This window comes from Bacillus coahuilensis m4-4 (assembly GCF_000171615.1).
GTDB classification, from domain to species: domain Bacteria; phylum Bacillota; class Bacilli; order Bacillales; family Bacillaceae_K; genus Bacillus_T; species Bacillus_T coahuilensis.
The window spans coordinates 36893-57734 of the sequence record NZ_ABFU01000010.3; the positions used below are offsets into that span (position 1 = coordinate 36893).

General features: G+C 38.3%; 25 protein-coding genes. 12 read left to right on the top strand and 13 right to left on the bottom strand.

Annotated features, from left to right (window positions below; translation table 11 throughout):
- Window positions 1–93: 93 nt before the first annotated feature.
- Both M44_RS01960 and M44_RS01965 read left to right on the top strand, forming a co-directional pair.
- Window positions 94–1269: an FtsW/RodA/SpoVE family cell cycle protein gene (locus tag M44_RS01960; RefSeq protein ID WP_010170421.1), complete on the top strand. Its 1176-nt coding sequence runs from the start codon at window positions 94–96 to the stop codon at window positions 1267–1269.
- A gap of 217 nt (window positions 1270–1486) precedes the next feature.
- Window positions 1487–2068 (top strand): YqaA family protein, encoded by a 582-nt coding sequence (locus tag M44_RS01965; RefSeq protein ID WP_010170423.1) that lies wholly within the window; start codon window positions 1487–1489, stop codon window positions 2066–2068.
- Between the two features lie 51 nt (window positions 2069–2119).
- Here the strand turns inward: M44_RS01965 and M44_RS01970 are convergent, their stop codons facing one another.
- From M44_RS01970 to M44_RS29740, 3 genes are all read right to left on the bottom strand, one after another.
- The gene (locus M44_RS01970; RefSeq protein WP_010170424.1) at window positions 2120–3073 is read right to left on the bottom strand and encodes a diacylglycerol/lipid kinase family protein; all 954 of its coding nucleotides are present in this window, start codon (window positions 3071–3073) and stop codon (window positions 2120–2122) included.
- Between the two features lie 209 nt (window positions 3074–3282).
- Window positions 3283–3567, bottom strand: coding sequence for a hypothetical protein (locus M44_RS01975; protein ID WP_010170427.1), 285 nt, complete (start codon window positions 3565–3567; stop codon window positions 3283–3285).
- A 70-nt stretch (window positions 3568–3637) separates the two neighbouring features.
- A complete protein-coding gene (locus tag M44_RS29740) occupies window positions 3638–3748 on the bottom strand; it encodes a hypothetical protein (protein WP_420167085.1) in 111 nt (36 codons plus the stop codon).
- Window positions 3749–3901: 153 nt separating this feature from the next.
- On the opposite strand from M44_RS29740, the gene safA reads away from it, so the two are divergent.
- Both safA and M44_RS26680 read left to right on the top strand, forming a co-directional pair.
- Window positions 3902–4525 carry a SafA/ExsA family spore coat assembly protein gene (gene safA / locus M44_RS01980; protein WP_010170429.1) on the top strand — a complete coding sequence of 208 codons (624 nt, stop codon included), beginning with the start codon at window positions 3902–3904 and terminating at the stop codon, window positions 4523–4525.
- A gap of 150 nt (window positions 4526–4675) precedes the next feature.
- Complete coding sequence (locus tag M44_RS26680; protein ID WP_010170431.1) at window positions 4676–4834, top strand: hypothetical protein; 159 nt, start codon at window positions 4676–4678, stop codon at window positions 4832–4834.
- A 49-nt stretch (window positions 4835–4883) separates the two neighbouring features.
- Here M44_RS26680 and M44_RS19715 read toward each other — a convergent pair whose 3' ends face one another.
- A complete protein-coding gene (locus M44_RS19715) occupies window positions 4884–5123 on the bottom strand; it encodes an aspartyl-phosphate phosphatase Spo0E family protein (RefSeq protein WP_010170432.1) in 240 nt (79 codons plus the stop codon).
- A gap of 194 nt (window positions 5124–5317) precedes the next feature.
- On the opposite strand from M44_RS19715, the gene M44_RS01995 reads away from it, so the two are divergent.
- Entirely contained in the window at window positions 5318–5683 is a 366-nt protein-coding gene (locus M44_RS01995; protein ID WP_010170435.1) for a PilZ domain-containing protein, read from the top strand.
- Window positions 5684–5790: 107 nt separating this feature from the next.
- Here the strand turns inward: M44_RS01995 and M44_RS19720 are convergent, their stop codons facing one another.
- Window positions 5791–6198, bottom strand: coding sequence for a hypothetical protein (locus tag M44_RS19720; protein ID WP_010170437.1), 408 nt, complete (start codon window positions 6196–6198; stop codon window positions 5791–5793).
- Window positions 6199–6364: 166 nt separating this feature from the next.
- Here M44_RS19720 and M44_RS02005 point away from each other — a divergent pair, with 166 nt between their 5' ends.
- The 4 genes from M44_RS02005 (at window position 6365) to M44_RS02020 (ending at window position 10458) form a co-directional block, all read left to right on the top strand.
- Window positions 6365–6976, top strand: a complete 612-nt coding sequence (locus M44_RS02005; protein WP_010170438.1) for a YczE/YyaS/YitT family protein — start codon at window positions 6365–6367, stop codon at window positions 6974–6976.
- 112 nt (window positions 6977–7088) lie between these two features.
- Window positions 7089–8276 carry a tetratricopeptide repeat protein gene (locus M44_RS19725; protein ID WP_010170440.1) on the top strand — a complete coding sequence of 396 codons (1188 nt, stop codon included), beginning with the start codon at window positions 7089–7091 and terminating at the stop codon, window positions 8274–8276.
- Between the two features lie 81 nt (window positions 8277–8357).
- Complete coding sequence (locus M44_RS02015) at window positions 8358–8555, top strand: hypothetical protein (RefSeq protein ID WP_010170442.1); 198 nt, start codon at window positions 8358–8360, stop codon at window positions 8553–8555.
- Window positions 8556–8799: 244 nt separating this feature from the next.
- On the top strand, window positions 8800–10458 hold the full coding sequence (locus M44_RS02020) for a M4 family metallopeptidase (protein WP_010170444.1): 1659 nt from the start codon (window positions 8800–8802) through the stop codon (window positions 10456–10458).
- 68 nt (window positions 10459–10526) lie between these two features.
- Here M44_RS02020 and bacA read toward each other — a convergent pair whose 3' ends face one another.
- From bacA to M44_RS02045, 5 genes are all read right to left on the bottom strand, one after another.
- Window positions 10527–11318 (bottom strand): undecaprenyl-diphosphate phosphatase, encoded by a 792-nt coding sequence (bacA, locus tag M44_RS02025; RefSeq protein WP_010170449.1) that lies wholly within the window; start codon window positions 11316–11318, stop codon window positions 10527–10529.
- A 182-nt stretch (window positions 11319–11500) separates the two neighbouring features.
- A complete protein-coding gene (locus M44_RS02030; protein WP_010170452.1) occupies window positions 11501–12571 on the bottom strand; it encodes an ABC transporter substrate-binding protein in 1071 nt (356 codons plus the stop codon).
- Window positions 12568–13374: an ABC transporter permease gene (locus M44_RS02035; RefSeq protein WP_010170453.1), complete on the bottom strand. Its 807-nt coding sequence runs from the start codon at window positions 13372–13374 to the stop codon at window positions 12568–12570. Before M44_RS02035 ends, M44_RS02030 begins: the two co-directional genes overlap by 4 nt.
- A 2-nt stretch (window positions 13375–13376) precedes the next feature.
- Window positions 13377–14177 carry an ABC transporter permease gene (locus M44_RS02040; protein ID WP_029326681.1) on the bottom strand — a complete coding sequence of 267 codons (801 nt, stop codon included), beginning with the start codon at window positions 14175–14177 and terminating at the stop codon, window positions 13377–13379.
- Window positions 14174–15271 (bottom strand): ABC transporter ATP-binding protein, encoded by a 1098-nt coding sequence (locus M44_RS02045; protein ID WP_010170467.1) that lies wholly within the window; start codon window positions 15269–15271, stop codon window positions 14174–14176. The genes M44_RS02040 and M44_RS02045 overlap by 4 nt, the downstream gene beginning before the upstream one ends.
- Before the next feature lie 186 nt (window positions 15272–15457).
- Between M44_RS02045 and M44_RS02050 the strand changes: the two genes are divergently transcribed.
- A complete protein-coding gene (locus M44_RS02050) occupies window positions 15458–16621 on the top strand; it encodes an MFS transporter (protein ID WP_010170469.1) in 1164 nt (387 codons plus the stop codon).
- 37 nt (window positions 16622–16658) lie between these two features.
- Here the strand turns inward: M44_RS02050 and M44_RS02055 are convergent, their stop codons facing one another.
- The 3 genes from M44_RS02055 to M44_RS19730 form a co-directional block, all read right to left on the bottom strand.
- Entirely contained in the window at window positions 16659–17249 is a 591-nt protein-coding gene (locus tag M44_RS02055; RefSeq protein ID WP_010170470.1) for a GNAT family N-acetyltransferase, read from the bottom strand.
- 223 nt (window positions 17250–17472) lie between these two features.
- Window positions 17473–17874: a 4-hydroxyphenylacetate 3-hydroxylase C-terminal domain-containing protein gene (locus tag M44_RS27715; RefSeq protein ID WP_237705182.1), complete on the bottom strand. Its 402-nt coding sequence runs from the start codon at window positions 17872–17874 to the stop codon at window positions 17473–17475.
- The gene (locus M44_RS19730) at window positions 17783–18865 is read right to left on the bottom strand and encodes a 4-hydroxyphenylacetate 3-hydroxylase N-terminal domain-containing protein (protein ID WP_237705183.1); all 1083 of its coding nucleotides are present in this window, start codon (window positions 18863–18865) and stop codon (window positions 17783–17785) included. Before M44_RS19730 ends, M44_RS27715 begins: the two co-directional genes overlap by 92 nt.
- Window positions 18866–19255: 390 nt before the next feature.
- On the opposite strand from M44_RS19730, the gene M44_RS02065 reads away from it, so the two are divergent.
- Window positions 19256–19537 (top strand): hypothetical protein, encoded by a 282-nt coding sequence (locus tag M44_RS02065; protein WP_010170472.1) that lies wholly within the window; start codon window positions 19256–19258, stop codon window positions 19535–19537.
- Window positions 19509–20837 carry an MASE3 domain-containing protein gene (locus M44_RS02070; protein ID WP_029326683.1) on the top strand — a complete coding sequence of 443 codons (1329 nt, stop codon included), beginning with the start codon at window positions 19509–19511 and terminating at the stop codon, window positions 20835–20837. Before M44_RS02065 ends, M44_RS02070 begins: the two co-directional genes overlap by 29 nt.
- The last annotated feature ends 5 nt before the right edge of the window (window positions 20838–20842 follow it).

The window sequence follows — 20842 nt, forward strand, 5'->3', positions numbered from 1 at the left end:
GAAATGAAAATGGGAGAGGTTGTTCATTGTAGTTTTATTCTTTCTTTGATAGAGTATAAACGACAATAAACAAAATTAGGTGAATCAAATCGTATGGAAAACCGCCAAAACTTTACTGATAAATTTGACTGGAATCTAGCCTTTTTGCTGTTACTTTTTTTAGCTGTTAGTATTCTAGGTATTTCTAGTGCCCAAGTGACCGGACAATACGCCGGAAGAAACTTTATGTTTATGCAAATATTTTGGTACGGTGTAGGAGCTGGTATCATCACAGGCTGCTTATTTTTAGAGCCTGAACAATTTAAGAAACTGTCTTGGTATTTTTATGGGTTTGGTATGTTACTACTAGTTGGACTTTTAATAGCACCGGAGACTATTGCAAGGCCCATAAACGGAGCAAAAAGCTGGTATCAAACCCCTGTTGGGTCCATTCAGCCTTCTGAATTTATGAAGATTTTTTTAATATTAATTCTAGCTAGAATTGTCTCTACCCATCACGAAAAGGTGACAAATAAAAGCGTGCAAACTGATTTCACTCTTTTAATGAAGATTGGACTGGTCAGTGTTCCCCCATTAGGTCTAATTATGCAACAACCCGACCTTGGAACAACCTTAGTCATGATTGCGATTATTACGGGGATCATTCTTGTATCCGGCATTACATGGAAAATTATTCTTCCGGTCTACGGTTCTATTACGTTATTTGGTGGAACGGTTTTGGCCTTCGTTCTTTATCGCCCTGACATTTTGGAAAAATATTTAGGAGTCGAACCCTATCAATTTGGACGAATCTACTCCTGGCTTGATCCTTATAATTACTCAAGTGGTGAAGGCTATCATCTAGTAAAATCATTACTCGCCATTGGATCGGGTCAGATTACAGGAAAAGGATACCAAGAAAGCGTGGTCTATCTTCCTGAGAATCACACAGACTTTATATTCAGTGTAATCGGTGAAGAATACGGATTTTTAGGGGCTAGTGTCGTCATTAGTTTATTCTTTATGCTGATCTATCACATTACTAAAACGGCCATTGACACGAAGGACCCTTTTAATGGATATGTGTGTGCAGGAATCATTAGCATGATTACCTTCCATGTATTCCAAAACATTGGAATGACCATTCAACTTCTTCCTATTACAGGAATTCCACTCCCCTTCATTTCCTACGGAGGGAGCTCTCTTATGGGAAATATGCTTGCAATGGGAATACTGTTTAGTATGAGGTTCTATCATAGAGATTATATGTTCTCATCCAATCAAAATTAACCAATCGTCACTGACCGTCCAGAAATGGGCGGTTTCTTTATGAATGCTTCAACAACTTCTTTTCACTATTTCCCCTGTTATTTCCCGAGAAATGAACGAGATATTGTCGATAATTGTAAACAATACATTAAATTAATTAAAAAATAGAAAGTATATAGGAGAACATGCTATACTTTTGGTTAATGTCCAATTAGTCTATTGTTGAAGGAGTATGGTTATGTCAGAACTGATTCACCTAGTCGAAGAATGGCTTTTAGAATATGGAGTATGGGGATTGATTGTTGTTTCATTTGCGGAATCTTCTTTTTTCCCTATCCCACCAGATTTTATCTTAATTCCTCTATCTCTAGCAAACCCTGACCGTGCGTTTCTTTATGCAGCCTTTACGACATTGGCTTCGGCCCTTGGAGCATTTTTAGGATGGTATATTGGTAAAAAGCTCGGCAGACCGGTTTTACGTTATTTTATTTCTGAAGAACGAATTGAGAAGGTAGAAAACCTTTTTTCCAAGTACGGTCCATTAGCTATTTTAATCGCGGGATTCACTCCTATTCCTTATAAGGTATTTACTGTATTTGCTGGGGTGTCTAACCTATCATTGGGAGTCCTATTCTTATGGTCCCTTATCGGCCGTGGTATACGCTTCTTTTTAGAGGCTGCTCTTATTGTATTCCTAGGGGCGGAAGCAGAAGCATTTATCTCGGAAAACTTCACAGTAGTTACGCTCGTTGTGGCTATTGTTCTCATCGCCGTATGGGGTATTTATAAATTTGTTCAGAAAAAACAGCATACTGCTTAATACCAATACAAAAGCTGGACACTCCTTTAGGTGTCCAGCTTTTACGTTTGACTATCTTATAATGTAAATCGGTTCCGGTAACACCTTTAGGTCTATGGGGGTTTTCATATACACTTCCCCGTCCATATCCACTTCCATTTGCTCAGTACCTGTTTTTAGCACTGCCTGTTTGGCTCGGATCCGCTGAATCTCTGACCTTTTCTCATCCCATACGCTGGTTTTAGCTTGAAGGAACTCCTTTACTAGCTGAAATCCCCCTTCTTTTACCAAGAATATATCTACCCAACCATCTTGTAATGATAGTTGATCAAAAGGTAGGGCTTGGCCACCGACAAACTTTCCGTTGGCTACCAGAATGAAAACGGCCTCTCCTTCATACATTTCATCATCCGCTCTTAGTTGATAAGAAAAGGCTGCTGTCTCTGTTACAGTCTTAAATGCACTCACATAATAACTTAGTTTTCCTAACGTTTCTTTTAGTTGCTTATTTACATTTTGAGAGGTTTCTGTAATGAGACCTACTCCTAGAAAATTGATAAAGTGTCGATCGTTCGCACGTACGACATCATATGGCTTAGGATGTCCATTTACGATTACATCAACGGCTTCATTTACCGTTAAAGGAAGCCCTAGTCCTCGGCATAAATCATTTGCCGTGCCACTTGGGATAATGCCAAAAGGAGGTCGCTTCTCAGATGGTAATGACATGATTCCGTTAATACTCTCATGTACCGTACCATCACCTCCCACTGCAATGAGTAAATCATATGAATCTATTTCTTTTTTACATATTTCTTCAATATGAGATGGATATTTGGTTTCTCTTACTGTCACAGATTCTGAGTTTTTAAGTAAGGGGGGTAAACAAATTTTAAGCGTTTCTTGAATTTGTTGTTTTCCTGCTTGTCCATTTACTAGTAACAGAATGTGCTGATACATCTTCTTCCCTCCCGAATGGGCAATTTTATTTTTAAGCTCTGTTAAACAACGCTGTCCGATTTCCATAAAATAGCTCCACTTTCCTTCGTGCGGTGAGAATTCATGGAAAAAGAATCAAAGTCCTCGGCAGGCCTACGAAGTCTCCACCAACCGCTATTTCCTGCAGGAGTCTTCACCATTTTGCTCCAATCAACAGCTGGAAATGAGCAAAAATCAACAATACTCTTTAACAAAGCCTATTTTTAAAAAATAAAACATCTAACGTATGTTAGATGTTAGGCTGGAAATGAGTCATTTTGTGGAACTATGACCGCTTTGTGAGCTAGTCGAACCCTTCCTTTTATATAACTTTCTGGATCATAGGAGATAGAGCCGTCCATCATTCTTTGAATTTCCAACTCTGCAAACATACTTAATGCCCTACTCACATGGTCAAGAGCTGATTTTAATCGTTCGATATCTTGATCTGTATGATTGCTTAAACACATGTAAGAGATTTCATCTGCTTTTTTACGAATCGCTTGAAGATTTTCCATATCAAACATACGTGTATAGCGCATGGCGATCCCTCCCTTACATTAAAACTATGGTCATATAGGAACGATTATACCAAGACAACCTACTATAATATTAAGGAATCTTAGGAACAGACATTTCTTTCGTTAGCTCAAGAACCTCTCTACGTGATTTACACTTTGAAGCTCTAATTCCAGAACTTGACAACTTTTGTATCATCGACATTAATTTTTCGTTATGATTACTCAAGTTTTGCACCTACTTTAATTTAGTATGTTCGTGTCTAAGTTTATAGTTTTCCTTACCCATAGGATGACCAACCTAATCATTTATTACAAATTTTTTCATATATTTTTTAATTCTGCACAAGATATGTTCATGAAAACATTAAAAGTTTTATTCACCGTCGTTATGTTCACTCTTGTCTTTGGTTATTTTGGCACTGGCGTATCACATGCGGCCGATGTGTACACTGTTCAGAAAGGAGATAGTCTTTGGAAGATTGCTGTTAGGTATCAAATTGGATTGTCTGAAATTATTCAGGCTAATCCACAGTTTAAAAACCCTGCCTTGATTTACCCTGGTGATAAAGTAACCGTTCCGAATATTGATGCCACAAAATCTATTGAGGAACAAGTTGTTTCGTTGACGAATCAAGAACGCGCTAAATACGGATTACCTGCGTTAAAATCAGATTGGGAGCTATCACGCGTTGCTCGTTACAAATCGGATGATATGAAAAATAAAGGGTACTTCTCTCACACTAGCCCTACATATGGATCTCCTTTTGACATGATGAAGAACTTTGGCATTAGCTATCGCTCTGCTGGAGAAAATATCGCGGCTGGCCAAACCTCCGCTTCTCAAGTGGTTAAAGATTGGATGAATAGTGAGGGACATCGCGCTAATATCCTTAGTCGAGATTTCACACATATAGGAGTAGGATATAGCAAAGGAGGATCGTACGGAACATACTGGACACAAATGTTTATTAAAAAATAAGAATTTCTATTAAGAGGCTGTGAAAACAGCCTTTTTTATATAGACTTTTCTCCTAATTTAAACAAAAAAAGAGGAGTTTATCATGTTTTTATCGAAATTTGTCTTTTAGATAGGTTTCGATTAGACTTGATAAATGGGAGGTGGGGTTACTTGAGAGCATCTAATTATCCACGAAAGATACCTCGAAGCTACCGTAGAGAGCAACAAAGAAAAGCCTTTGTTGATGGAATGATTGATTTTATTTACTCTATTGTTGGAATCACATTGATTACTGCTATTTTATTATTATTATTACGAACCTGGCACTAGAGTTACATACAGCAGAAGTAGGGGCAAATCGTAGCCCCTTTTTATATCTTTAATGAATCGTACTGATTAGATGAGCGCAAACGTTTCCAGGCTTGTTACTCATGAAAAAGGAACCGGAATAAATTTTACTATTTCCTCTAGTTCTTTCTTTCGTTAAGTTATTTAATAAGAGGTCTAATTCTTGGCTGCACTGTATTGTTTTCTCATGAGTAAATCCAAATAAACTAGCATATTGATGCATTTGTTCTCTTTTTTGCTCTATTAAGAGAGCGGTCAACTGATTATCCATACGTACGGTTTCCCCCTTTGTTCAGGAGTTAATAGCGTTATGGAAATATTATACTAAAATTATGCGTATAAAAAAGCAGTTCGACAATAGTTCTAAAAAGTAGTGGAAAAATGACAGTTTTACTTGTTTTCATGCTTTTAATTATAGATAATAATAGCCATAACAGTACGGATATCTCCCATGGAGGTGATAGAATGCGATACAAACGAGGCGAAGCATTTCGTTATGTCTTCGGAGAACCCCTCCCTATTTTATTTCATCTTACGAAAATAGACGGAAAACCAATAGAATCCTCCAGTGGTCAGGCGCAAATGATTGATCTTAGTCCCAAAGGAATGAGAATGTATACGACCTTCAACCTACCTGACAGTAAAAAAAGAACGATTCTCTTAGAGGTGCATTTCTCCATATTAGGTGAACAATTTGCCATAGAAGGAGAGATTGTGTGGCAGGAAACGTCCTTTGATGGTGGATACTATTACGGTATAGGGTTATTCATTGCAGAGGAAGAAAAAAACCGCTTAATCAATAGTATAAAAAACTTAGCAAAAAAGCCATAGGTGGTGTAAACCCTATGGCTTTTTACTAGATCACTTAGTCTATTACATCTAGCTTTTTACCATGCTTCCAAATTTCATACAAGGCCCTTCCATCGCTCGGATGACCTTTACCATAGTAAATGGGAATTAGCGCAAAAAAAGACAAAATAGATGGAGAAATAGCCAAACTGCTCAAATATAGCAGATGGTGGTACGATTCCCTTATGAATGAAAGTATTTAATATAAACACCGGCACAACGTTAAAGGTTACCCCACCTAAATACACAATAGAATGTGTCCACCTGTTGTCCCATTTTAAATTTTTATATTCGCAAAATGCATCCAAAAAATATACTCTGTTTACTTCAATTTCCCCTATCTTGACTAAACGTTTTCCTCTTCCAACAATAAACTTCGCATTGCCTCCGAATAACCATGCGAAAATAACATGTCCTAATTGATGTATAACTGAGATAATTGGCAATAAAATAAAGACGGAAAGAAAAAAGCCGCCCATATCTTGAAGAGTAAACATAAGAACCCACCTTCATTTTTCTTCTCATTCTTATTACCCTGCTTTAAATGAATATAACGTATATTTTTTCATTTCAGTTAAGTGTTATAATGATTGAGTTCTAGAAGATATAAAATATTGGACAGAACCGTGTGGAACGATTACGAGCATCGGAGGAAATTTGCGAATGAAAGCTCAATTTTTATTTTATCTCTTAGGATTATTTGTTTTAGGTTTAGGGGTAACCTTAACCATCAAAGCGGAACTTGGTACTGGAGCATGGGATGCCCTTAGCGTTGGCCTCTCTACTACCTTTGGTTTGACCGTTGGCAACTGGGCTATCATTGTGGGGATCGTATTAATTGGAGTAAATAGTGTGATTCTTCAGAAACGACCTGATGTTTTAGCCGCTATTACGATATTCTTAGTAGGTCTTTTTATCGACTTTTGGTTACTTTTCGCTCTAATCAACTGGTCACCAGAAGGTAAGGTATCTCAAATAGTCGTACTACTTATTGGCATGTGCTTAATTGCATTTGGTATAGCTTTGTATATTCAAGCTCACAAATTCCCTCTTAATCCAATCGACGGATTTATGATGGCTATTAAGGAACGGTTACATGTCAATCTTATGGTTGCTAAGACCATCGCAGAGGTAACGGCATTACTCTTTGCCTTTCTATTTAAAGGTCCTATTGGAATTGGTACGGTCATTATTACACTTGGAATTGGTTCATTGATTCAGTTATTCAACCCTCTCGCAGAGCGAGCGATGTCTATATTGGTAAAAGATAACTAAGTTTTGTCGAAACTTAGTTATTTTTATTTCAATTTACCTATAGAAATTCGACAAAATTATAATTATAATTTTCATAATATTAAGATATAGAAAGGAGGGAGGTGATAATAAGTTGAGCGTAGGATCTCTTATTAAACTAAATAGAATTAGAAAACAGTGGAATCAAGACGAACTAGCTCATGGAATAATATCTACGTCTTACTTATCCAAGATAGAAAATAATCAAGTTGAACCAAGTCCAGAAATTATGGAATTATTATTTGAGCGCCTAGGAATTACACCCTATCCCCAGAGTAAGAAAGAAACTTCAAATACATTAAAGGAGCTTTCGGAGTACCTAGTTCGACGAAATGTAAAACAGTCCGAAGAATTAATAAGAGTAATCAATGCTACCGAAAACAGTACTAAGAAGAATACACTGTTTACTATTCTTCAAATCAGATATTATTTATTAATTCAAGATTATGAGAAATGCGAAACCCTCATTAACAACCTTCAGCCTAATTTGAAGGATTTTTCTACCAAAGAATCTTATTACTATTTTAAGCACTGGGGTGACTATGAGGTTAAAATGCACGCAATTCAATCTGCTGTAAAAAAGTATGAAGAAGCATTGAAGTATTTTAACAAACTGACTCTTTCTACATTAGAAAAAGCACATTTCTATTATTCCATTGCATTTGGTTATAGTAAAAACCTTCAGAATTCAAATGTATTTCAGTATATCGGGCTAGCTCTTCCTCTTTATCAATCCCAATACGAGTTAAATCATTGCGCTGATTGTCATATTATATTAGGTATCTCTTACCAAAGGCAAGAACACTATCAAAAGGCTATAGAAGCTTATGAAAAAGCTAGGGAGTTAAGTAGTTTAGTAAATTATAAAGATTTACTAGGTACAATAGAAACAAATTTAGGTACCGTTTATTTTAGGCAAGGAAATTTTGAAAAAGGGCTAGAGCATTATAATAAGAGCATTGAACTAAAAAAAGGGGATGTCTCTAGAACCATTGTAACCATTTATTCCATTGTAAGAGAGTGTGCCAAAATGAGTCAGCTTGAGCATGCTAAGGAATGGTTAAATAAGGGTTTACAAATCGTTAATCAAGACAATCCTTCACAGAGACCTTATTATTATTTGTTAATGATATACAATTTTGTTCTTAATGATTTTCCAGATGACTTTGAACAAGACGTAAAAAATATTATCATTCCATATTTTGAAAAGATTCAAGATGTTTCTGTGTTATGTTTCATTTTATCAACATTAGGCGAATTCTTTTACAACAAAAAAAAATAATAAACAATCCGCATACTATTTTAAACACGCTAATAGATATTATCATGCAAGTAACCCACAAATTTTTTAGGAGGATTGAAAATGAAACAGATAGAAACAAAACACCAATCATCTATTTTGAGTATTATTGCAAGTGTAATTTTTTTAGGTATGGTACTGTTCACAGTTCAGCAGCCAGCACCTTCCATGTTAAGTCAAGGAGACCAAACTGTAACGATAAAGACTGATACTAACAAAAAAACAAGGAGATTCATTAAACATTGGTTCTTATGGCGATGACTATCCTGGCCTATAATTATTAATAAACTACATAGAATTAACATCAGAGTAATGTAACAGGCTAGTAATTCTAGTCTGTTTTTTCTATTTCATTCGTATGGTTGATTTTATTTTTGTCGAAATTTGTCTTAAGTTTGACTAAGTTGAATATTCAGTAAAAAGCATTGTCACGTTTCACAAAATCTTATACACTGAGCTCACCGGTAAACAAGTAAGGCGCGCCAAAATAAGAGGAGGAAACCAAATGAAAAAGAAAAAATTCACTACCTTCGCCGTCGCTTCCATTTTATCCCTGAGTCTGATGACTCCAGCCACTTCTGCAGCATTCTTACCTGGTGTGTCATCACAGAAAGGCATAAATGATTTTGAATTAAAGGTGAAGCAGCTTGATGAAAAAGGCATCCCCTCTTTCTTATCAGGAAAATTATCCAATACAAAAAAATTAAAAACCGAAGCAGATGTTAAAAAGTTTCTTAAAGACTATTCATCTGTTTATCAAGTAAATACAGAATCTCTCAAGCTCCTAGACAAAGAAACAGATGACCTAGGAATGACCCACTATACCTTCCAACAAACCATTGGTAACTACCCTATTGAAGGAGCTGTGTTCTCGGTACATACCGATAAGACAGGATCCGTTACTGTAACAAACGGGAACTTATATGGACTGAAGGATCTTGCTAAATTGAAAAAGCAATATGTTCACGTTAATGGTGATTCTGCTATTGATTTAGCTTGGAAGCATATCGATCTTAAGCCGGAAGACACGGAACTAACGGAAACGATTGAAAGTCTTCATGGTCATGATCACTCTTTAGGTGAAGAGCAAATCAAACAAGATACGGTGTATATCTACCACGAAGATCAATTTATCCTGGCTCAAAAAGTACAGCTACAGTTCATTGAGCCCTACGGTGCCAACTGGCAGATCTATGTAAATGCAGTTGATGGAAGTATTATTAAATCGAAGAACGCTATAATGGATGCAGAAACTACCGGAACTGGTACAGGAGTAAATGGTGCAAGCCGTACATTAAACACGTACTATGCGAACGGTACGTATTATCTATTTGATGTAACAAAACCTATGAACGGTGTTATTGAAACGAGAACGGCCAACTACCGTACATCTTTACCAGGTAGCTACTCTGTTGATAGCAATAATAACTGGTCTGCTTCTTCTCAGCGTGCGGAAGTAGATGCACACTATTTTGCTGGGCAAGTATATGACTACTACCTAAACAAACACGGGCGTAACAGTTATGACGGCAACGGTGCTACAATCCGCTCAACAGTTCACTACAGCAGTAACTATAACAATGCTTTCTGGAATGGTTCTCAAATGGTATATGGCGATGGAGACGGCAGTACGTTTAAAGCTTTATCTGGCTCTCTTGATGTAGTAGCACATGAAATTACTCACGCTGTAACAGAAAGAACGGCTGGCTTAGTGTATGAGAATCAACCAGGTGCGTTAAATGAATCGTTCTCTGATGTATTCGGATATTTCTTAGATACTGGCGACTATCTAATTGGTGAAGATGTGTATACACCTGGCATAGCTGGCGATGCTCTTCGCAGTATGTCTAATCCGAATGCATATGGGCAACCTGATCATATGGATGAGTATCAAAACCTTCCTAACACACAAGCAGGAGACTGGGGAGGCGTGCACATTAACAGTGGTATCCCGAACAAAGCGGCATACTACACAATTCAAAGCATTGGCGCAGCAAAAGCTGAAAAGATCTATTACCGAGCCCTTACTAACTATTTGACTCCTTATAGCAACTTCAGCAACGCTCGTGCCGCTATGTTACAAGCAACGGCTGATCTATACGGTTCTGGTTCATCCACATACTCAAGCGTACAATCTGCTTGGAATTCTGTTGGGGTATACTAAGAACGACTGAAAATAATAGAAAAAGAGAGCTAGTCAAAGTAACAGGTGACTGGCTCTCTTTTCTCTTGTCATAGGACAATAAAGAAATAGACGGCTGCAAGAACAAAACGATAATAGGCAAATACCGATAAACTCAACTTCTTTAATAAATGCAGGAAGGTTTTAATAGCAATCATCGCCACAATAAAAGAAGTCAGAAACCCAACTCCAAACAAAGCAAAATCCTCCGCTACTAGGGTATCCAAGGACTTCACAATATCTAGCCCCGTTGCGGCCATCATGATAGGAACAGAGACTAAGAATGTGAACTCAGCTGCAGACCGATGATTCACCCCAAGCAATATACCGCCAGCAATCGTAGACCCAGAGCGTGAGAAACCTGGCCATAAAGCAAAACATTGAAACATCCCTATTCCGAATGCCTGACGATACGTAATCTCATCTAGGTTCGATGCCTTTGGAGCTTTTTTCAATTTTTCCGCTACAATCATAAATATCCCACCAACGACTAACCCAACTAGTACCGTTTCTGGACCAAATAAATACGCTTTAATAAAAGAATGTAATAAAAGTCCAACGACAACCGCTGGTAGCATGGCAAGAGCAATGTGGACAAGGTTTAACTGATTTCCCTCAAATTGCTCTGTACTCAAAAACGAAACAAATCGCTTCCAGTACAAGATTAGTACCGCTAATACAGCTCCTAACTGAATCACAACTTCAAACGTTTTTGCTGTCTCTCCGTGAAATTCTAGTAAGTTGGCAGCTAGAATTAAATGGCCTGTTGATGAAACGGGTAAAAATTCTGTTAACCCTTCTAGAATCCCTAGAATAATCGCAATAATCCATTCATTTAACACAAAACGATTCCTCCTATTGGCATTTATCTTATGCACAATAGAAGGATTATAGACTTGTAACTTCAAATAGACAACAAAATTCGTTCGACAAAAATAGGAGAATGTGGATGTTGTTCCTTACGTTTTTGCCCAAAAAAGGCTCTAACTGGTCCAGTATAGGAACCAATCAGAGCCATTACTTACTATTTAGGATGCATTTTAAACTCTAAAAACAGTTCATTGTAATAGGCGAGCATTTCCTGCCCTAAGTTATTATATACCTCTAGTTTCTCTGACAGCTCTTCTCCCGGATAGAACCGCTCGTCTTCTACCGTTTCTTCTGGAAGCAAATCTAGTGCCGCCTTATTTGGTGTTGAGTAACCCACATAATCTGCGTTCTGTGCTGCAACCTCAGGGTCTAACATAAAGTTCATAAATTGATGAGCGCCTTCCACGTTCTGAGCGGTCTTTGGAATCACCATATTATCGAACCAAAGATTGGACCCTTCTTCAGGGATGGCATACGTCAAATCTTCGTTTTCCCACATCATATCAGCTGCTTCCCCTGACCAGACAACTGCGACAGAAGCCTCTTCATTGGCCATTAGGATCTTAATCTCGTCTCCTACAATGGCTTTAATATTTGGCGTTAGCGTATCTAGCTTCTCTTTTGCCTCAATTAAATGTGTATGATTCGTATCATTAAGAGAGTAGCCTAGACTATTTAAGGCAAATCCCATCACTTCACGCGCTCCGTCAACAAGTAAAATTTCATTCTTCAACGAAGGATCCCATAAATCATCCCAGCTTGTGAACTCACCTTCCACCATAGTAGGATTGTATACAATGCCTACCGTACCCCAGAAATAGGGGATAGAATACTGGTTCTCTGGATCAAAGGACAAATCTAAGAATCGTTCATTTACATACTGTAAATTAGGGAGCTGGGTTTTATCAATTGGAAGAAGTAACTCCTCTTGTCTCATCTTATCGATTGCATATTCAGAAGGGACTGCGATATCATAATCTGTCCCTCCTTGAGAGATCTTCGTCATCATCGCTTCGTTGCTATCGAAGGTTTGGTAAATGACCTTCAAACCTGACTCTTCTTCAAATCGGTCAATGAGGTCAGGGTCAATATAGTCCCCCCAGTTGTAGACAATTAACGTATTGTCCCCTGAGAAACCTTCTGAGGCGTTTAACCGGTTAAGGGCTATCAATAAACCAACTGAAATAATGAAAATAACAATGATTCCTTGCCCTAATTTTTTCATGGTCTTCCTGCCCCCTTCACAGATCCTGTATTCCCTCTTTTAGAAATAAAATAATACCCTAACACAAGAGCGAGTGTTATCAGGAACAGCAATGTAGACAGTGCATTAATGGTTAAGGAGATTCCTTGACGTGCTAAGGAATAAATCTCGACGGATAGTGTAGTAAAGCCATTCCCTGTTACAAAAAAAGTGACCGCAAAATCGTCTAATGAATACGTTAACGCTAAGAAGAATCCTGCAAAAATCCCTGGAGATATATACGGTAAAATAACCTTTGTCATGATATCTCGATTTGAAGCTCCAAGGTCTCTTGCTGCATCAATAAGCGTTGTACTCATTTCTTGTAGCTTTGGTAACACCATAATCACAACGATTGGAATACTAAACGCGATATGAGATAACAGCACCGAGATAAATCCAAGCTTAATGCCTACAATGGTAAATAAAATTAGAAAGCTTGCTCCTATAATGACATCAGGACTAACAATTAGTACATTATTTAAGGCAAGAAACGCATTTTGAGTCGACTGCCGCCTTACATACATAATGGCTACGGCCCCAAACACCCCAATAATGGTAGAGATTAGGGCAGACAATAGCGCAATGACAAGTGTATTTAAAACGATAATAAGCAAGCGTGTATCCTGAAACACTTCACCATAATAATCCAACGTGAAGCCTTCAAACTCATACATCGTGCCCCCACTGTTAAACGAATAAAACATCAAATAAAAAATTGGCGCATAAAGAATCACAAAGACACATGCTAAATAGACTTTACCCCATCTCGTTCCTTTGCTCACTCCTACACACCTCTCTTTCTAAATCCTGTTAGAAACATCATCGTGAACATAATTAAAATTAGAAACACCGCAATGGTAGAACCCATTCCCCAATCCTGTGTCACTAGGAAATGTTGTTCAATGGACGTACCAAGCGTAATGACACGATTCCCTGCAATAAGGCGAGTAATCATGAACAGGGATAAGCTTGGAATAAACACAGCTTGAATACCTGATTTCACCCCGTCTAGAGTTAACGGAAAAATGACGCGGCGGAATGTCGTAAAGGCTGAGGCACCTAAGTCTCGAGATGCTGCCATAAGGGATGGATTTAACTCATCTAAACTATTAAAGATCGGAAGCATCATAAACGGAATAAAAATGTACACCGATACAAAGATGAAGCTAAAATCGGTAAACAATAGTTGCTTTGAACCAAGTCCAATCCCTTCAAAAATAGAGTTAACTGGACCATATGTACCAAAGATACCGAGGAATGCATACGCTTTTAACAGAAGATTAATCCATGAAGGTACAATAATTAATAAAAGCCATAGTTGCTTATGCTTTGTTTTAGTAATAACGTAAGCGGCAGGATAGGCAACTAAAAGTGAAAAGAGTGTGATAAGAAACGCATACCAAAAGGAGCTAAGTGTCATCCTTAAATACACAGGGGTAAAAAATTTCTCATAGTTTCCCAACGTGAAATTTCCGTTTAAGTCCAACAAAGAATAATAACCCACTAAGAGAATGGGTGCTACGACGAATATTGCAATCCAAAGGCCATAAGGGATAAAAAACAAATTTCTCGTTCTATTCACTATTCAGGCACCTCTTCATATGCCTCTAATCGTCGATCAAAATCTTCCTCTGACTCGTTAAAGCGCATAACATGAATGGCTTCTGGTGTAAAATAGAGGCCAATCACCTCTCCCACCGTTGCTTTTTTGGTAGAATGAACAAGCCACTCGTTTCCTTGTTCATCATAGGTACTAATCTCATAATGAACGCCCCTGAATAACTGTGTATCTACTTTTACTTGGAGCTTTCCTTCTGCAAGGCTCGTAATCTCTAAATCCTCAGGACGGATTACGACCTCAACTTCTTCATTTGGATTTAACCCTTTATCTACACACTCATAAGCCTTGCCATTAATTTCTACGACAAAATCCTCAACCATCCGGCCGGAAACAATATTCGACTCTCCGATAAAATCAGCAACAAACCGGTTAATGGGCTCATCATAAATATCCATTGGTGTTCCGCTCTGTTCAATTCTTCCACCGTTTAATACAAAAATCTCATCACTCATCGCAAGTGCTTCTTCTTGGTCATGGGTAACGAAGATAAACGTAATTCCAAGGCGTTGCTGAAGCTCGCGAAGCTCATATTGCATTTCAGTTCGAAGCTTTAAATCAAGCGCTGATAGAGGTTCATCTAGTAAAATAACTTCTGGCTCATTCACAATGGCACGAGCAATGGCCACGCGTTGGCGCTGTCCACCTGACATCTCGCTAATTTCACGGGTTTCATAGCCACTTAAGTTAACAAAGCGTAAGGCTTCTTGTACCTTTTCTTGAATGACCGCTTCTTTTAACTTCTTAATACGCAATCCAAACGCTACATTCTCAAACACATTTAAATGAGGAAACAGCGCATAATCTTGAAACACAGTATTCACCTGGCGCTTGTTGGCTGGTACGGAATTTACCCTTTTATCATTTATATAAATGCTCCCAGACGTGGGCTCCATAAATCCTGCGATTAATCGTAATATCGTTGTTTTTCCACAACCAGAAGGCCCAAGCAATGTGTAAAACTTCCCTTTTTCAATTTCAAAACTTACATCATGTAGTACGGTCGTATCCTCATATTGTTGGGTCACTCCGTCAAATTTAATGATCGATTGTGTGGACAATCCTATCTCCTCCTCTACTCCAATGAATTTCTACGAAATTAGTATATAGATAATTACTAAACTTTCCTACTCAAATCTTTTATTTTTGTTTAATTATTTTGCTTGTTCGTATAGTATTCTCTAGTCATACACCTTACAATACAATAAGGTCATCCAAATGGAAATAGATTGAAATGAGGTGCGAAATTGTCTTCTCGATTTTACTTAAAAGCCTTTCTGTTCTTTACACAATCTGCCGGAATGACAACAGGCTCATTTATCGCAGTATATTTAGTTTTTAGAGGACTTTCTGCTGCGGAGATTGGACTTGTGTTAGCAGCGGGAAAAGTAGCCATGCTTATTGCAAATCCTGTAAGTGGCTATATGAGTGACCGACTTAAAACGATCAAACGACTTGTTCTAACAGGTGCAATCTTTATGACAGCTTTTGGAGCGCTCATGTTCTCGTCCCAAAGCTTTGAAGCCATTCTACTGTTATATTTTCTATTTTCCTTTAGTCTTGGTCCAGTTGTCGCCCTAGGAGAAAGCTTAGCTCAAAAAACAGCCAATGACATGAAGCAGTCCTTTGGATCTTTTAGAATGTGGGGCTCTCTCGGCGCAGCCATCGCGGTCTTAGGGTCGGGACTCTTATTATCCTTAATATCGATTCATTGGATTATCCTTCCCTTCTTATTTTTCTGCGTTTTCTTAATTGGCACCGCGTTAAAAATTGAAGATGTTGTTGTATCTACTAAACCGGTTAAGTTTTCTGATACGCTTCTTTTATTAAAAAATAGATCTCTATTCCTATTTTTAGCCTCTTCCCTATTCGTCACGATTGCCCACCGAGCAAACGATGATTATATTGCGTTATTCATTACTGAAATGGGCGGAAATGAATCGCTTATTGGTTGGGCTTGGTTTATTGGAATCTTCACAGAGTTCCTCGTATTCTCTTGGTCCTATAAATGGTATCGACAGTACCATCCACTGACGTTCACCATTATAGCAGCTGTTTTATACGGGGTGCGCTATTTGGTCATGTCCTTTGTCTATGACCCTTACATCCTATTACTCTTACAGCCTCTACACGGCATTACATTCGGTATTCTTTATACGGCTGCCTTTGATTATGTCACGCGTATCGTACCGAAAGAACTACAATCTACTGGCCATGTTCTCTTATCTATGAGTTTCTTTGGCATATCAGGTATCATCGCTGCACTAGGCGGCGGATTTGTGATTGAGCATTATTCCACCCACACATTATTTGAATGGATCGGGTACTTGTCTCTATTTAGTGCGCTTTTATTAGTAGGATATAGTGCGTTAATCAGACGCGGCTCTTTGGAGCTTGCTTGGTCTAAATGAAAAAGAGTACGTCTTAGTAAAGGCGTACTCTTTTTCATTAGTAAGAGGCTAACTTGTTCACTAAATGCTCGCACACAGCTGGCCACTCTTCGTCTATAATCGAGTAGAGTACGGCATTTCTACTATAACCACTTTCTAAAATTCTCTCTTTCCGTAGTATCCCTTCTCGTTTTGCCCCTAATCGTTCAATCGCTTGTTGAGAACGAAGATTACGTTCATCTGTTTTTATTTGCACTCGAATACATTCTAGTTCATTAAAGCARKAGTCCAGTAAAGCTAGCTTGCATTCTGTATTCACAAACGTACGTTGATACGATTTTGAATACCATGTCGACCCTACTTCACAGCTTTTTTGTGAAAGACTTATTTGAAAAAGACTCGAAGCTCCAATAATTCTTCCCGTGCTTTTGACGACCACGACAAAAGGCAAAGCTGTCCCATTCTTCCGTTGTTCAATAGCTCGCCTTACCCACTCCAGCATCTTTTCCTTACTGTCTACCTTCAACGTCATAAAATTCCAATTATCTAAATCGTTCACTTCCCACAATGCCTGTGCATGCGTAAGCTCCATGGGAATTAATTGAATACGGCTACCTTCAAGGGTGGGTGGAGAAGAGAATAGGTTCATGCGTTGTCCTCCAGAGAGATTAATTTTCTTCTATTTTACTAAGTATTGGTAAAATAGGATACTCATTTTAAGGGGATGGAGGGTGGGATGGAGCTAGAGATTTTGCGTGCACTTTTCTTCTACTTGCGTGCGGCTCCAACCACTTTGCGTGCACCTCAACTTCCCATATCCTCACTGCTCCTCATCTCACCTCAAAAATTTCTTCACTAACTCCATCTCTTCTTCAAATGAATACGTCTGATAGATCGTCTCGCGTCACTCGTACGGGGTCACCGAAGAAGAACCGTTCAAATTGAGTTTGCCGTGTACCAAAACTACTCATTGTGAGCTCCCAAGCTAGTCTAAACAGCGCTACCCGCTCTTCACCATTTAAGGAGTTTACCTGTAAGTAATAGCGGAGGTCGTTTCCCATTTGAGATTGAAAATCCTCTTCTGACGGGATGGAGATCATTCCGCTTGCCCCGAGATGCTGCACCATTTCCGTATACTTTGGATAGTGTTCTTGAAATAAATTCACTGCCATATACAGCGTATCACGGTGAGGGAGATACACACCGTTCTGTTCTTCTCCTCTTTCTTCTGCATAAAATAACAGAGCTTGTGCTGTTCTCAGCCCCTTGATCATAGAAGCAATCTTTTTCTGTACATGATGGTATTCTGCGCMTGGCCAGACTTCTTACTAGTGACTCTGCTACCCCAATCAATAGCTCTAATTTTATGATCTGTCTTGACACCGCTTGATGTAGATTAAGTGGTATAAATGCGCTGTCCCTATACAAGTCAGAAACGGCATAAGGATTATCGTAAATAAACACCCTATCCCAAGGAACTACTACAGAATCAAAAATGATGATACTATCCATTTCCTCCAATCGAGAGGCCAATGGTGAATTATATGAAGACTGGCTAGTTAAGAATGATTGTCTGCACACAAAAGAAAGTCCTTTCGTGTCTGTTGGTATAGAAAACATGTACGCTTCTGATATATCTCTTGTAGATGGGGTAGAGAATACTAGTAGTTCGTCTGTAATACCACCTTGGGTCGCTAACAATTTTGCCCCTCTAACCATGATCCCCTCACTAGTACGGTCCACGATCCTGGCATTCAATGTGTTTTCGTCTAGGTAAGCGAGTGTAGATCTGTTGTTCTGAGGGTTGATAAAGGTATGTGTAAAAGACAAATCACGTTGTCTTGCGTTTTCATAAAAGGCTTGCAGCCGTTCCGGAAAGCATCCCTCTTTCCCTTCAAGAAGATGAGCCGACGAAGCGAAAGCGGTGAGGGCTGTGTTCATGTAATCGGGACTTCTCCCCATAAGTCCTCCTGTTTCTTTTGCCCATGTCTGAATCATGTGTCTACGCTTTACAAGATGTTCTTTGTTACGAGGGATTAGATAGGACGTACCAATGATATCTCCTGTCGTCTCTGATTGAAAGGTCATGATATCCTTTAACTCGGGTTTATTCTGTATGTCATATAGTAGGCGTTGACTGTTTAAAATACCATTAAATTCTGGATGATCCGGTAACCTTTCTTTTACCTTTTGCCCGTTTAACCAAATCGTTGGCTTCATGGCTCCAATACGTCTAATAAAGTCCTCTCCTGAAATAATAGGCACGTTATCACCTTATCCTATTTTTTACATTATCCTACTACGGGAAGAGTACAAGGGTGACACTACGACGAACAAACGGGCTATAATTCTCTAATATAAATGACTATACGACTCTACGAAACAACTCCGTTGATTATAAAGCGATTTTTTTACATAGGTCGCCACCTTTCTAAATAGAGGAAGATGATCCAGAGTCCTTGGCACTCCTGTGGAATCTGTCCCTTTTTACTTTAATCAACTGATGGAATTTAGCCCTGATTTACAAGAGTATTTACCAAGTCTTATTAAAAAACCACTACCACTCCTTACGCTTTTCCGTACACATTATAACTTCTCAATATCCTCACTATGGTATACACTATAGGTATGGTATTTTTCAGAAAGGGGCAGGTCATGGACCGCTTAACCAAACAAATTTCAATCTTACTCGCATCAAGTTTCTCTTTATTTTGTATTCTATTCATTTTGGATAAATCCCATCTTATCCAAGAATTTATGCTTCATTATCTTGTTATACATAGTGTTATTGAATACTTAACCGTCTTTGTTTCTCTCAGCATTGCTTTATTAGGATGGTTATTTTATAAGTATACAGACCATGTAAAATATATAATTTTCTCCAGTGCTTTTGTAGCGGTTGGTTTTTTTGTATTTGTTTCATCTTCTTACGTTTAAAGGAATGCCTATTGTTCTATTAGATGAGTACACTGTTACGACATGGTTTTGGATCATGGCGCGTTTTACAGAGGTCGTAGCTTTTTCTCTACTCATCTTACCTTTCTCCATTAAGGTGGTTCCCTCAGATCTAAGATCACTCTCTTATATGATGAGTACCGTTTATACACTGCTACTATCTTTCATCTTTTTCACGCAGTATGAACACCTTGTACCGTTATTGCAAAATGAGCAACCTACTGCGTTTAAAAATGCACTAGAATACAGCTTTGCACTTCTCCACCTTATAATCTTTATCATTGCAATAAGGTATTATAAACACGACGAACAAGTGGATCGAAAGAATATTGCCTTCGCTTCTTTCCTATTAATCTTATCTACTCTTTCCCTAGTTACGTATCAATCTTTAACTGATTTGAATCATTTCGTTGCCCATGTATTTAAGTTACTAGGCTATGTGTATTTATTAAGAATTGTGTTCTACCAGTATGGGAAAAAGCCATTAGATAAGATAGAACAGTTGTCAAATCGTTATTTAAAGCTTCTGAACACAATGGGTGAAGGAATGTATGGGATTGATATAGAAGGAAAAATAATTTTCGTAAATGATCCTGCCAAAAAGCTACTTGGTTACAGGGAGGATGAACTTATAGGGCGCTCAGCCCACCTCTCTATTCACCATTCAAAAGTGGACGGTTCTTCCCTTCATGAAGAAGAGTGCCCCATACGAAAAGCTACCATAAGTGGCGAGCAGATTTATATAACGGATGATGTATTCTGGAGTAAAGAAGGGAAACCTGTACCCGTTGAATACTATGTTCGACCGTTTCTTGATGAAAAAGGAAATTTAGGAAGCATCATCACGTTTAACGATATCTCTGAAAGAAAGAAGTTAGAAACACTAGAACAAAGGCATCAAGCCTTTCAACATGAAATTTCTGTTGCGGCAAGGGTACAAAGGTCATTGTTGTCCACTATTCCTATGCTAAGAATTCAAAATGAAGTGGGAATCGTCAGTCTTCCCTATCATGAATTAAATGGTGATTTTCATACCATTTTCCCCGAGGATCACAATACAACCATTGCCATAGCTGATGTTTGCGGAAAAGGTATTCCTGCTGCCATTCAAATGACGATGATGAAATTTGCTGTGGAACAAGGACTTCCATTACATCAGACCCTAGCTCAGATTAATACATTTTTTAATACACATATGGATCACTCATCCTTTATTACTATGCTTATTGGAAAGTACGACCGGGATAATATGACATTTTCTTTATTCATCTGCTGGTCATGAGCCAG